Source organism: Shewanella sp. 1311 (assembly GCF_059338235.1).
The window spans coordinates 152,881-166,983 of sequence record NZ_CM181686.1 but is presented as its reverse complement, the minus strand read 5'-3'; the positions used below and the strand labels follow the sequence as shown (position 1 = coordinate 166,983).

Sequence of the window (14,103 nt, the reverse complement as noted above, 5' to 3'; positions counted from 1 at the left end):
GTAACTCTTAAGCCGCATTTATGCTTTATGTGTCGATAAGTGCGCTAAATACTGGTCATGGGTTGGTAGCTTAGTGACGGTATTATCAATAATGGTACGCATGTTGAGCAGAAATTCACTTAGTGCTTGCGGTTGAATGGTTGCCGCTAATGGATTGAAATCCCGAGGCCTAATGCCTTGCCCCAACATGACTTGAATCCATGCGGCTTCGGTAAAGAGTTCATCTTGATGTCTAAACACTGTGCCTGTGGCACGAAATAGGGCGATTTTTTGCTGCAAACTCTCTGGCAGAACCATGGTTCGGCATTGATGCCAAAACCCATTTTCCTGAGCATCTTCCCTTTGGTTTAAATGATAGTGCAAGATAATAAAATCGCGGATTTGTTCAAATTCAAGTTGGGACTGACGATTAAATTCATCGACATTCGCTTGTGCAATTCCTTGATGTGGAAAGAGTTTACTTAAGCGAATAATCGCTGATTGGACTAAATGCAAGCTGGTGGATTCTAAAGGCTCTAAGAATCCACTCGAAAGGCCGATGGCGACACAATTTTTATGCCACTGCTTGATTCGTCGTCCGGTCGTGAAATTGATTTTCTTAGGTTCAGCCAACGGCTTACCATCTAAATTATTGAGTAAAATCTGTTTGGCGGCGTTATCACTGATATAGCGACTGCAATAGACTAACCCATTGCCTGTGCGGTGCTGCAGCGGGATCCGCCATTGCCAACCCGCATCATGGGCGATAGAACGCGTATAAGGCGTTATTGCTGGCGTTTTTTCGCAGGGTACGGCATAGGCGCTGTCGCAGGGGAGCCAGTGTTGGTAGCTATCGAAGCCAACCTTGAGCGCTTTTTCTATCAGTAGCGCGGCAAAGCCCGAGCAATCTATAAAGAAATCGGCTTTTACAGTTTGTCCTGTTCCTAAGATTACACTTTCAATATCGCCGTTTGGCGTGAGTTCAACCGCCGTAATTTTGCCTTCGATACGCTTTACTCCCAGTTGCTCACTGAAACGCCGTAAAAATTGGGCATAGAGCGCTGCATCGAAATGATAAGCATGAGTTAAGCCGGCAAGGGGAGAGTTTGGGATCTGCTGGAGTACTTGAAATTTATTGTGTTTTGCCGCTTGGTAATTAACCGAATAATCCCAAAATGAATTGACCTCTTTTGGGGAGGTGCTGAGCCAGTAATGATGAAATTGAGTAAAACCTATATCTTTACCTATATTGCCAAAAGCATGCATATAGGCTTCATCCGGTTTGCCCCAATTTTCGAATTGAATACCCAATTTAAACGTTGCTTGGGTGGCATTGATAAAATCGGCTTCGGAAATCCCAAGGACGTTATTGAATATTTGCAGTGGTGGAATGGTGGCTTCACCTACGCCCACTGTGCCTATATCTTCAGATTCAATCAGGGTGATATTCAGTGTTGATTTAAACAATCTTGCCAACATGGCCGCCGTCATCCAACCTGAAGAACCGCCACCGACAATGACGATATCTTTGATTTTATTCATGATATATGCCTTTTATTTTATAATTAGTGGTGATCAGTTAACGCAGATGAATAGCCTAGTGGCTTGAAATGATAAAGTAAAAAAGCCTCTGTAACAGGTTACAGAGGCTTTAAGCCGTGCAGGATTAGAACTTATAGTTCGCGCCTAACATAAAGTTACGGCCATAGTTTTGGTAATCACGGACTAAACGTTGATCATCGCTAGTGTAAGAGGTGAAAGGCTCGTTGGTTAAGTTGTTCACTTGGAACTGAACAGATAAACCATACAGGGACTCAATACCACTTTCGCTAAAGTCATAACCGATTTGTGCATCAACCACAGTTTCCGCTTTGATGTTCACGTTTTCGCGTTGCAGACTGATCTTTGTGACTTCACCTAGGAAGTCGCTGCGGTAGCGTGAGCTAATGCGTGCTTCAAAGCCTGAGTTTTCATAGTAGATCGTCGCGTTTAAGGTTTTTTCTGACAGACCTGGCAAGGTTGTTGGATTACTGGTCGGGGTTTCCTTTACTTCACTGTCGTTATACGAGCCACTAATAACAGTACCAAAGCCACTTAACACATCGGCAAACATACCAAAGTCGACAGATACAGAGGCTTCAACACCTTGAACATAACCACCTTCACCGTTTTGTGGTTGGGTGACATCGCCAATCGGGTTATCAGTAGGTCCTTGTGGGAATAGGGTGCTGAAATCAAAGTCTGTATGTTGATCGTAAACGAAGTTTTCAAGATCTTTGTAGAATACTGCTACCGAGAAATAACCTTGGTCGCTGAAATAGTTTTCATAGCTTAAGTCATATTGACGGGCTAACCATGGACGTAACTCAGGATTACCTGCGTTACCACTCCAGTTAACGTTGCCACCACTTGGGTTAGCTGAATAAGTGTAGTTTAGGTTGGCATTCATTTTGTCCATGCGTGAACGGGTTAACGTGCGCGCTGCGGCTAAACGAACCACTTGGCTATCGGCGACCTCGAAACTTAAGTTAACGCTTGGCAGCCATTCAACATAGGAATCACCCGCAGTGCGTGGTGTTAACACCACTAAGCCATTTTCAACCGTTGCCACTGTACCGTCAGAGGACTGATCGGTATGAACCGCTTGTAAGCCTGCGTTGCCAGTCAAAGGAATACCAAACACTTCTGATTCAAGGTTGGCCATCACATAGCCCGTTGTCACTTTTTCCTGTACAGCCCAAGAGTTAGTAGCGCGGGAAAGATCCACATCAGCGACGTCAGTTTCTGTATAGTTACCGTCATTGTAGAAAGCCAACGAGTCGTAACTTAATACATTGCCCATGCCAAAGAAGTCGAGTGACGTTGGTGCAAGTAAGTATTGATCTGGTACTGCCATAGTGTAATTGGCAGAACCGTCATAACCTTTGAGTGTCAGGTAATAACCTTTATCTAATTTGGTTTTATCGCGATTAGTACGATTCACACCAAACTCAACGCTACGAACGGCACCGCCATCGAGCACATATTCAGCGCTTAAACGGAAGGATTTTAGCTCATCCTCAATTTCAGGTTTGTTGATAAAGCCGTCTTGAGTGTTAGCGCCTAGCGGGCTACCCCAACCGAGTGGATCGCCAAGTTTGATCAGGTTTTTATCAGAATAATCGAGGTTATGGTCAAATACATAACCGCCTTTACCGTTATAAGCAAAGCCTAAATCGTCAACCGCACCCACACCTGTACCGCGGCCAGTTCCTGAGTAACTTTCCATACCTATGTCGGTACGGTTAGCTCTAGACATGGAGATATCGGCTTCAACATTCCAGTTATCATTGATGTTGAATTTGTTATTCCAGCCAATAGACAGAGAATCCGCATCACGTTTGTTCACGTCGTTACGGATAACGACTTCAGCACCATTAATGGTACCAGCTGTCATTAATCCATCACTCACTGTAGGAGAAACTAGTCCACCATTAGTACCCCATGCACCAGGGATTTCAATGCCTCGTAGGCGTTGATCATCGGTAAATTTAGAGTAGTAAATGTCTAAGGTTGAGTGGAAAGTGGTATTTGGTGCATATTCAAATACGGCGAGCACACCATCACGTTCTAATTCACTTGAGCGAACGAAGGGCTTGGCTCCACCTAAACCTTTAAATCCAGCTGCTTCGCCAAGTACACCATTATAATCGGCATTGGCGTTATAAAACTCTTGGCCATTATCAATGTGCTTATATAAATCTGGGTAACCCCAAGCTTGCCAACGTTCTTCTTGGTTAGGTGACATCATGCGAGCATAACCAATGGCGACACCAATAGTGTCATCGGCGAATTGGTCAATATAAGAGATACTGCCACGGTAGCCTGTGTCACTTGAGCCGCTGTTTAATGAACCTAAATCGTTCATTTCGCCGCGTAACGAAACGGCAATCGTTTGTTCACCGTGGGCTAAAGGACTGATTGTTTGCATATCAACCGTACCGCCGATGGCTTGCGCCATAACAGAGGCATCGGGTGTCTTATAAACCACGACGCGATTTAATAACTCAGATGGATATTGGTCGAATTCCACACTGCGGTTATCGTTCACAGAGGCCTGTTCGCGACCATTTAATGTGGCGGTAGTGAAGTCAGGGCCCATACCGCGGATAGAAATTACGTTGGCACGACCATCGAGTCGTTGTGCCGATACGCCAGGTAATCGTGCTAGAGATTCTGCAATACTGACATCAGGTAATTTACCTATGTCTTCCGCTGAAATGGCTTCAACGATAGAAGAAGATGACATCTTAAGTGATTGGGATTCTTGCAAGCTACGACGAATACCAGTGACTTGAATCACTTCAATATTTTCATCTTTAGCTGTCTTATCTGTCGCCACTTCATCTGCCGCATAGGAGTGCATACTCGCACCTGCGGCAATGAGCGCTAAGGTTAGCAAACTGGGTTTAAATCGCATCATATCTCTCTTCCCCTTGGAGTCGCTTTATCGCTTTGTAGAGCGTTTTATCGTTATCACCGCGTTATGTTTGCGGCCTTTTTTTTGGTATCTGGGCGCTTAATTGACTGCATAAGTGCTGCGTTTATGACCAAATTGTTATGCAACGGTGAAGATACTACTCCCGAGCTTCTTAGCGGAACAACAGAGTGCATACGTATTCAATGCCTTGTTGAGTTAATAATAGCCGTTAATTGCGGGAAATCTCATGGCGTAAAATGATTTTATTTTGCAATTAAGTGACTGTTAATAAGCGGTAAAGTGAGTTAAAGCTCAATGTGATTTCTGGCGCGGTCTTCTGCATACGTATGCAGGTGTATTGAACCTTATTTCCCTCTTCACGTATGCTCGGTGACACAAAATAAGCCGCGATACCTTTACTCTGCAGTAACAAAACGATAACTGTTTGCGTGAGTGTGTTAGGGAAAAATCGCTGTAGAATAACGATAAAGGGGCAACAATGAGTGAGTTAACTTGGTGGCGTGGCGCGGTGATTTATCAAATTTATCCGCGTAGCCTTTTAGATACTAATGGTGATGGCGTTGGTGATTTGCGTGGCATTATCGCTAAGCTGAACTACATTGCGAGCCTCAACGTCGATGCCATCTGGATTTCACCATTCTTCAAATCGCCCATGGCAGATTTTGGCTACGACATCAGTGATTACCGCGAAGTTGACCCTCTTTTTGGCACTATGCATGATTTCGATGAATTGATTGAAAAAGCCCACGGCTTAGGCATTAAGGTCATTATCGATCAAGTATTAAGTCATACCTCTGATCAGCATGCGTGGTTTGTTGAAAGCCGCGAGAGCCGTACGAATCCCAAAGCGGATTGGTACGTGTGGGCCGATCCTAAGGAAGACGGCACAGCGCCTAACAACTGGCTCGCGATTTTTGGTGGTTGCGCTTGGGAATGGGAGCCGCGCAGACAACAATACTATTTACATAACTTCCTGCGTAGCCAGCCCGATATCAATTTCCATAACCCTGACGTGCGTCAAGCTGTGCTGGATAATGTTGAATTCTGGCTTAAAAAAGGCGTTGATGGATTCCGCTTAGATGCGATTACCTTCTGTTATCACGATGAACAGCTCAGGGACAATCCGGCAAAACCTAAGGATAAACGTCAGGGCCGAGGTTTCAGTGAAGATAACCCTTACGCCTATCAATATCATTACTACAATAATGACCGTCCGCAAACCATCGCGTTTATTGAAGATTTACGAAAGCTTATTAATCGTTATCCTGGTGCGGTGACCTTAGGTGAAGTGTCTGCCGAAGACTCTTTAGCTGTGATGGCGGCGTACACTAAGGGTGAAGATCGCCTGCACATGGCCTACAGTTTTGAGCTACTGACCGACGATTACAGCGCCGCTTATATTCGCCAAACCGTAGAGGCATTAGAAGCGAGCATAGGTGATGGCTGGCCTTGTTGGGCTATCGGTAATCATGATGTGCAGCGTGTGGCGAGCCGTTGGGGGCAGGGCAAACAGAATTCAGACATGGTCAAAATGCTCAATGCCATGCTAAGTTCACTGCGTGGTAGTGTGTGTAGTTATCAAGGTGAAGAACTCGGTTTAACCGAAGCGCCGATTGAATACCATGAGTTGCAAGATCCCTTTGGCAAAACCTTCTGGCCTATGTTCAAAGGTCGTGATGGTTGCCGTACGCCAATGCCGTGGCAGCAAGGCGCCGATTTTAGCGGTTTTAGTGAGGTTTCGCCTTGGTTGCCTATCGCCCCTGCGCATCAAGCGTTAGCGGTGGATGTACAAGAATCAGATGCAGATTCCATGCTTAACGGTTATCGACGTTTTCTTGCTTGGCGTAAATTACATCCAGTGTTGGTTGAAGGCGATATCCAATTTGTGGATACCAACGAGCCCATCTTGGCCTTCATCCGCACCTTAGGAGAGCTCAAAATATTCGTCGGATTCAACTTAGGCGATAACAATGTTGAGTTGGATTTATCACAGTTTAAATTTAGTGAAATATTGACGGGACATGGCCTTAAAACCGCACAAATAGAAAACAATCAGCTGAAGTTTTCGGCATTTGCCAGCTTTTATGCAGTTTTAAACTGAAAATGATTCATTTTTATTCGGCTGAGGTGTTATATACCCAAACAACTTGAAGATGCAGGATTCAGCGGGAATGTAACGCACTTTAGGCAAGGCGGTTATTTGCAGACCTAGTGGACTAAGTTAAAAATAACCAACACGGCATAAAGTGCGTTAAAACCCGCCGGGACGGAGCGCCTAGGGCACTCCACTTCGGTGTTGCATCAATTCAAAAGGTGGCCGACATTCTGTCATTGATGCGCCTTGAATTGAAGCACCCTAGGCGCTCTGAAACTCGTATCTTCAGGTAGCTTGGGTATATACCCAAGCCCACTATTCGACGTAAAGCCGCCCACGGGCACACTGGGGAATGTAACCTTACTGAGTTCCTGATAATAAAAACATACAGAGAGAATAACTATGGCGTCATCAATTAATACCGATAGCTACACGAGCAGCACTGGCGAAAATGGGTCGGGCAGTTATCGTTTTGCCTTGATCTCATTAACTTCACTGTTTTTTATGTGGGGTTTTATCACTTGCTTGAACGATATTCTGATCCCGCATCTTAAAGCGGTGTTTTCACTGAATTACACTCAAGCCATGTTGATCCAGTTTTGTTTCTTCGGTGCTTACTTCTTAGTGTCGATCCCCGCCGGTAACTTAGTGAAAAAACTGGGTTATCAAAAGGGGATTGTTACTGGTCTTGTGATTGCGAGTATTGGCTGTGCGCTGTTTTATCCAGCGGCCACGCTAGCGACCTATAATCTGTTTCTTGGCGCGTTATTCGTTTTAGCATCGGGTATCACTATCCTACAGGTGGCAGCTAACCCCTATGTTAACGCCTTAGGCAGTAGCGAAACTGCCTCGAGCCGTTTAAATTTAACGCAAGCTTTCAATGCATTAGGTACAACAGTCGCACCATTCTTTGGTGCAATGTTAATTCTTTCTGTCGCCAGTTCGGTATCAAGCGATTTAGCCCACGCAAGCGCCGAAGCCGAAGTGGTTAAACTGCCATACCTGTTACTTTCTGGCGCCTTGGCTATCTTAGCGCTGATTTTTGCGAAGTTAGATTTACCAGTGATCCGTGAGCATGATGAAAGTGTTCAAGGTGAAGTACAAACCCATCTAGGTAAAACCAGTGCCTTGCAAAGCAAGCACTTAGTGCTCGGCGCTGTGGGTATTTTTGTGTATGTCGGTGCCGAAGTGTCTATCGGTAGCTTCTTGGTCAGTTTCTTAGGTGAAAGCCATATTGCCGGTATGCCAGAAGCTGAAGCCGCCCATTACATCGCCTATTACTGGGGCGGCGCTATGGTGGGACGTTTCATTGGCTCTGTGGTAATGCAAAAAGTGCCGGCTGGCTCAGTGCTTGCGTTTAATGCCTTTATGGCGGCGCTACTTGTGGTTGTGGCGATGACAACCAGTGGCAGCATTGCCATGTGGGCAATTCTTGGGGTGGGGTTATTTAACTCGATTATGTTCCCAACGATCTTCAGCTTAGCGCTGCGTGATTTAGGTCCACACACTTCACAGGGCAGTGGCATTCTATGTCTGGCAATTGTGGGTGGTGCGATTCTACCTTTATTCCAAGGCATGTTAGCGGATAACCTCGGCGTGCAACTCGCCTTTATTCTGCCTGTTATTTGTTATGGCTTTATCTTGTTCTATGGCTCTAAAGGCTCAAAAATGTAACGGGTTAACTGGCTGACACTTAAAAGCGATCCCTTTGGATCGCTTTTTTTATGGCTTTAACCTTAACTCAGCGCCAGCGTGCTTGCGTATTAGGGCCTGACCTCCTATGATCCTCCGGTTTTATCATTCATGGTGACCTTTTAAATGTTGAATTCTCCGCTTTCTGCCAGCTCGAACGAATTAGTGATCAGTATCTTAACTATGGTGCTGAGCCAAGGAAAACCCTTAGATCGGGCCTATTCTCAGCATTTTTCTGGGTTGCAATTGGTACCCGCCGAACAGGCGCGTATCGCATTCACGACGGGTGATATCCTACGTCGCTTAAATTTATATTGTTATCTGGCGGAAATCAGTCCAGATGAGATGGAGCGCTTTGGCTCTAAATTGCTTAATGCGTGGCATTTATTCCACGGGCTTGAACTGCCTAAAATGCAATATTCGCTGCAAGTCGATGAGGCGCGTTTAGCCGAGCGCACCGAGCAGGCGAAAACTAAGCCAGTACTGTGGGACGGTTGCCCTGAGTGGCTCGATGCGATGGGCCGTGAGCAATTAGGCGAGTCTTGGGAAAAAGAGCGCGCCGCGTTAAGCACAGCGCCGAAGCGTTTTTTACGCGCAAATGGCCTTAAAGTGACGCGTGATGAATTGGCCGCTAAGCTTGCCGCTGAGTTTGTGAGCACGCTGAGCGTTGATGGGGTCGATTCTGCCCTTGAAGTGACCTCCGATTCTGCCTTGTTCCGTACCCAAAGCTTTAAAGATGGCTTATTCGAGCAGCAAGATGCGGGCTCTCAGCGCGTGGCGGCGGCGCTTGATGCCAAGCCAGGCATGAAAGTTATTGATGCTTGCGCAGGCGCGGGGGGCAAAACCTTACACATAGCCGCGCAAATGCAGGGCAAAGGGCGCTTGTTGGCCATGGATGTGGAGCAATGGAAACTCGACAAACTCAAAGAGCGTGCCCGTCGCAATGGCGCGCACAATGTCGAAACCCGCGTTATCGCCAGCAGTAAAACCATTAAACGCTTAAAACTGAGTGCCGATCGGGTATTACTCGATGTGCCATGCTCAGGTTTGGGCGTATTAAAGCGTAATCCAGATGCAAAATGGCGCGATACTGTTGAGCGTTTACCTGTGTTAATGGAGCTTCAAAAGCACATTTTAACCAGCTACAGCCGCATGGTGAAGGTTGGTGGCATAGTGGTTTATGCGACCTGTTCAATCTTCCCCTGCGAGAACCGCGGTCAAGTCGATGCGTTTTTAGCCGAGAATCCTAATTTCCGCCTGATTGAGGATGAAAGTATCAGCCCTGCCGATAGCGGATTTGATGGTTTTTACCTTGCAAAACTTGAACGTATTCAAGAATAAAGCCCTGCAGTTAAGACTAAAGTAAGCCCTTTATTGAATTGATACAGGGTTTACTTAGTTAACATTAGTGCCTAGAATTTCCTATAAGTTATAAATATTTTAACATTGTGAATGTGTATTTATATTGCAACTTTTTTCTAAGGGAATTATGGCGTCCGGCGTTAATCTTCCAGATCTGCTCGACCATGCTGACGTTAAACTCGCCCACAATGTCAGCATAGCGTGCTATAGCAGTATTCTCTCTATGCTGCTTAATGGCGCACCGCTACATGAAATCTTGCACGCCTTAGTGCTAAAAATCGAAGCGCAAAAGATAGGCACTCGAGGGTCTGTATTACTGCTCAGCGGTGACGGCAAACGTTTGTTGTTAGGTGCTGCGCCCCATTTACCCGACAGTTACAACCAAGCGATTAATGGGGTCGAGATTGGCCCCAATGTTGGTTCCTGCGGCACCGCGGCTTACTTCGCAAAGCGGGTTATCGTTGAAGACATAGCTACTCATCCTTACTGGGAAAATTATAAAGAACTGCCATTACGCGCCGGTCTTAAATCTTGCTGGTCTGAACCTATCAAAGATACTCAAGGCAAAGTGCTCGGCACATTTGCCATGTACTACGATACGATAAAGTCCCCAACCGAGCTTGATTTAGAGCTGATTACAGAGGCGGCACGATTAGCCAGTTTAGCCATTGAACGCAGTCGATCGATGGAGTTTCAGCGTTTAGCAGTGAAAATTTTTGACCGCTTGCCTTTGGCACTGGTTATCTCCAATTCCGATGATTCCGTTCTCTATGCTAATCCCGCTTTTAGACATATCGTTCTTCCACAAGATATTGATATAGCAAACTTTAACCCCAAGATGTTTTTATCTGCGTCTCAATCGAATGAGTTAGCCGGCCTATTTGAGCATTTAGCGCAGGATAAAGTGTGGCAGGGGGAATTGGTTGGCTTAAGGGGCAATGGCGAAGAGTTTTATCTAGATCTTATCGTCAGCACATTTCGAGAGCCTAATGGATTACAGCCGTGTTTTGCGTGGTTATTTTCCGATATTAGCGAACGTAAAAAAGCGGCGCAGCTGATTAAGTATCAGGCCAATAATGACTCGCTGACTGGGCTTGCTAACCGCAATGCCTTGTTTAAACTGATTCAATCTTTAATTACCTCCGACAGTCTGACGCCCGGCTTTAGTTTTATGTTGATGGATTTAGATAACTTTAAACAAGTTAACGACACCCATGGCCACGACAAAGGTGATGCGTTATTAGTGCAAGTGGTGCGGCAGATTTGCGAGTGCCTGAAGACACTATGGTGTTTGCGCGCCTCGGCGGTGATGAGTTTGCCTTGCTGTTACCTGGGATAGTTAACCAGAAAGAGTTGGCGCAACTTGCTGAAAAAATTAATAAGCATGTGGCTAAACGTTATGTGCTAGCCGATGGTAAAGGCGTTTATAGTTCGGTAAGCATTGGGATTGCGCGTTTTCCAGAAGATGCCCTCGATCTCGAGCAGCTGTTAAATTGCGCCGATCAGGCCATGTATATTTCTAAGGCAAATGGTCGAAATCGTTATCATTTTTTTACTGAGCAAATGCAGCTTAATGCCGAGCGCATTGCCAGCCTTCATAATCAACTTAAGCAGGCACTCGATCAACAAACCTTTGAGCTTTATTACCAGCCCATAGTGAATGCGACCACAGGTTTGATTGTTCGCGCCGAGGTTTTACTTCGTTGGCAGCTTGAAGGGCAATTCATTCCCCCCGATGAGTTTATTCCCATCGTGGAGAACAGCGGCTTAATCGTTGATATTGGTCGAGATGTGCGCCTTGGCGCTATGCAAACCATCTTAGAGATGCAGGCTCACAATTGGCCGATTAACTTATCGGTGAATGTGTCGACCTTTGAGTTTTGGTCCCATGAACTGCAAGATGCCTTTGTGGATTCCTTCGCTGAGATTACCGAGCAACTCGAAGTAACAGATTTCCCCTACGACAGGTTAACCCTTGAGATCACTGAATCTTTGCTGATGAAGCAACATACGCATCTTATTGATGTACTGAATGGTTTGCGGCTTAAGGGGATTAAAATTTCCTTGGATGACTTTGGTACTGGCTATTCGTCCTTGTCCTATTTGGCTAATTTCCCTATTGATCAAATTAAGATTGATAAGAGCTTTATCGACCGATTAGATGAAGGCAAGCGTCACGAAGCGTTGGTGGAGGCCATAGTGCGGTTAAGCCATGCGTTAGATTTAACCGTGACGGCTGAAGGGGTGGAAACTGAGTCACAGCTTAAGTTTGTGATGTCAAATCATATTCAAGAGATTCAAGGCTACCTTTTCTATAAACCTATGCCTAAAGCTGCCTTCTTTGCGCTGTTGGCAAAGCAAGCTGAGCTGCATTAGGGTTTTAACGTTTGACCTTGATATTTGACCTTGATGTGAGGGCGGCTTAATCAGCGACAGTTTGATTTAGATTTCGGATTTAGATGTAAGGTAAGAATTCAAGTTTTAGATATAACATATTGAAATATAATAAATAAAAAGAGCGCTTAGGCGCTCTTTTTATTACTGAAAACGGGTGCTGCACACAGTATCTGCGTTCACATTGAGTCAGGTGGGCGAGCGTTAAGATTTAGCGGTTAGCTGACCGTTAATCACTAGACTCAAGTATTCAGTAAAGTCGTGACCGTGATTTTGCAGCATTTTAGGGAACATAGAAATCGGCGTAGAACCTGGGAAAGTATTGATTTCATTCAATAGAATTTCATTGTCCGCGGTTAAGAAAAAGTCGATGCGCGATAAGTGACGCAGCTTCATTCCTTTAAATGCCTTGATTGCATAGGCGCGGATTTGTTCACTGATCTCAGCTGACACATGCTGCGCGACCACATCGGTGCGCGCTTTACTGTTTTTGGCGTATTTCTCATCGAAGGTGTAGAAGGTGTTGGTATCACAGATGATTTCACCTGGCACTGTCGCCACCACTTCACCATTGTACTCGTAGACTGCTACTTCTAACTCGCGGGCTTTTATGGTTTTTTCAACGATCACATAGGGTGCATAGCCGAATGCATCCTTAAGCACGCCTGCAACTTTATCGCTGTCATCCACTTTGTAACAACCGACAGAGGAACCCTGCGAGGCCGCTTTAACGAAGATCGATCCCCATTGTGCCAATGCTGCTTGGGTTTGCTCAATCGCCGCATCATCGAACTGATTCAGGAAAATATACGGCGTATTAGGAATACCTAAGGCCGAGAACCACATTTTAGCGGTGATCTTATTGAAGCAGTTACTGCTCGCTTCGGATTCACAGCCAAAATAGGGCAGTTGGATCAGATTAAAATAGGATTGAATGTCGCCGGTCTCGCCGGGATAGCCATGAATGCAAGGAATGACGTAATCGACTGGCCATGGCGTTTTGCTTTCATCACGGAAGCGAATCTCGCGGCTATTGGTCAGCTCACAGTCGTCACCTGCGGTGGTGCGGTACTGGCCTAATTTATCCAGTTCGACTCGCAACACGGAAAACTGCTCAGATTTTGCCAGTGAGGTTTCAAAATAGTTGGCCGACATTAATGAAATATCGTGTTCGGCACTTCCGCCGCCGCACAGCAAAAGCAGATTGATCTTAGACATTATGATTCCTCAAAGTGAGCAAAATCGGATGATATCGGCCTGTGGCAATACGAACATCATCCTATAGTACAACCGCTGTCATCTTAGTTTTCTTGTCCCCATGAGTGCAAGGTTTTGCTGACTGACGGCTATTAAGTGGTGAATTTTAACGCATTTAATCGCATTGCAAATGAGGGCTTGTGCATTTGGCGAATTTATTTTGATTTTTGTGGGGTTAGCTGCCAATGTTTTGCAACTGTGGAATCACTTTTAGCCGCGAAAAAATTAGCAGTGATACAAATTATCAGTGACCAAACGACACGACAGTGAGTGTAACGGCATTCGGGATGCATTTCAGCATGGCATTGTTGCATTGAACGACTATGGTCAGAAGTCATCGTAAAGAGTTTTGGTGAATGATGAGGGGAAATTAGTATGACACATAAAAACATTCGGTTAGCTCAGTTACACGATGCAGAGAGTATTCAGCTGCTACTTGAGCAGCTTGGTTACGCTTTGCCTGTGGCCACGTTAGCCCAGACATTAACCGAGTACCAAGATAATCCCCAGTCCCGCAGTGATGAGCTATTAGTATGTGAGCAACCCAATACACAGGGTGAGCCGCAAGTTGTCGCTGTGATGGCCTTAATGTTCTTTGATTATTTCCCCGCCTTGAGTCGTATCTGTCGTATAACCGCAATTGTGGTGAATGCCGACATGCGGGGTCAGGGCATAGGCACTCTGCTGATCGATTTTGCTAAAGCGCGCGGAAGACAAGAAGCCTGTCAGTTACTCGAACTCACTACATCGACCCAGCGCATTGCCACTCAGCAATACTATGAAAGCATAGGGTTTACCAAAACCTCCTTCCGTTATAGCTTAGTCTTGAGCTAAACGAACCTAA

The 14,103-nt window shown here is 45.6% G+C and carries 7 protein-coding genes and 1 pseudogene; 5 read left to right on the top strand and 3 right to left on the bottom strand.

Features of this window, described 5'->3' with window-relative positions:
• Window positions 1–18: 18 nt before the first annotated feature.
• Window positions 19–1,521: a tryptophan halogenase family protein gene (locus AC5YB3_RS00820; RefSeq protein ID WP_259484130.1), complete on the bottom strand. Its 1,503-nt coding sequence runs from the start codon at window positions 1,519–1,521 to the stop codon at window positions 19–21.
• 124 nt (window positions 1,522–1,645) lie between these two features.
• Window positions 1,646–4,441: a TonB-dependent receptor gene (locus AC5YB3_RS00815; RefSeq protein WP_494526321.1), complete on the bottom strand. Its 2,796-nt coding sequence runs from the start codon at window positions 4,439–4,441 to the stop codon at window positions 1,646–1,648.
• A 496-nt stretch (window positions 4,442–4,937) separates the two neighbouring features.
• Between AC5YB3_RS00815 and AC5YB3_RS00810 the strand changes: the two genes are divergently transcribed.
• From AC5YB3_RS00810 to AC5YB3_RS00795, 4 genes and pseudogenes are all read left to right on the top strand, one after another.
• Complete coding sequence (locus tag AC5YB3_RS00810) at window positions 4,938–6,560, top strand: alpha-glucosidase family protein (protein ID WP_494526320.1); 1,623 nt, start codon at window positions 4,938–4,940, stop codon at window positions 6,558–6,560.
• A 396-nt stretch (window positions 6,561–6,956) separates the two neighbouring features.
• Window positions 6,957–8,228, top strand: coding sequence for a sugar MFS transporter (locus AC5YB3_RS00805; RefSeq protein ID WP_432370155.1), 1,272 nt, complete (start codon window positions 6,957–6,959; stop codon window positions 8,226–8,228).
• A 144-nt stretch (window positions 8,229–8,372) separates the two neighbouring features.
• Window positions 8,373–9,587 (top strand): RsmB/NOP family class I SAM-dependent RNA methyltransferase, encoded by a 1,215-nt coding sequence (locus AC5YB3_RS00800; protein WP_261271554.1) that lies wholly within the window; start codon window positions 8,373–8,375, stop codon window positions 9,585–9,587.
• A gap of 148 nt (window positions 9,588–9,735) precedes the next feature.
• A pseudogene (locus AC5YB3_RS00795) lies at window positions 9,736–11,984 on the top strand (sensor domain-containing phosphodiesterase).
• Between the two features lie 222 nt (window positions 11,985–12,206).
• Here the strand turns inward: AC5YB3_RS00795 and AC5YB3_RS00790 are convergent.
• Window positions 12,207–13,220, bottom strand: coding sequence for a D-alanine--D-alanine ligase (locus AC5YB3_RS00790; RefSeq protein WP_494526319.1), 1,014 nt, complete (start codon window positions 13,218–13,220; stop codon window positions 12,207–12,209).
• A 414-nt stretch (window positions 13,221–13,634) separates the two neighbouring features.
• On the opposite strand from AC5YB3_RS00790, the gene AC5YB3_RS00785 reads away from it, so the two are divergent.
• Window positions 13,635–14,093, top strand: a complete 459-nt coding sequence (locus AC5YB3_RS00785; RefSeq protein ID WP_494526318.1) for a GNAT family N-acetyltransferase — start codon at window positions 13,635–13,637, stop codon at window positions 14,091–14,093.
• The last annotated feature ends 10 nt before the right edge of the window (window positions 14,094–14,103 follow it).

Bases quoted from the DNA above. Each gene is read 5' to 3' on its own strand.
- AC5YB3_RS00820 (WP_259484130.1), bottom strand. From the start codon at position 1,521: ATGAATAAAATCAAAGATATCGTCATTGTCGGTGGCGGTTCTTCAGGT.
- AC5YB3_RS00815 (WP_494526321.1), bottom strand. From the start codon at position 4,441: ATGATGCGATTTAAACCCAGTTTGCTAACCTTAGCGCTCATTGCCGCA.
- AC5YB3_RS00810 (WP_494526320.1), top strand. From the start codon at position 4,938: ATGAGTGAGTTAACTTGGTGGCGTGGCGCGGTGATTTATCAAATTTAT.
- AC5YB3_RS00805 (WP_432370155.1), top strand. From the start codon at position 6,957: ATGGCGTCATCAATTAATACCGATAGCTACACGAGCAGCACTGGCGAA.
- AC5YB3_RS00800 (WP_261271554.1), top strand. From the start codon at position 8,373: ATGTTGAATTCTCCGCTTTCTGCCAGCTCGAACGAATTAGTGATCAGT.
- AC5YB3_RS00790 (WP_494526319.1), bottom strand. From the start codon at position 13,220: ATGTCTAAGATCAATCTGCTTTTGCTGTGCGGCGGCGGAAGTGCCGAA.
- AC5YB3_RS00785 (WP_494526318.1), top strand. From the start codon at position 13,635: ATGACACATAAAAACATTCGGTTAGCTCAGTTACACGATGCAGAGAGT.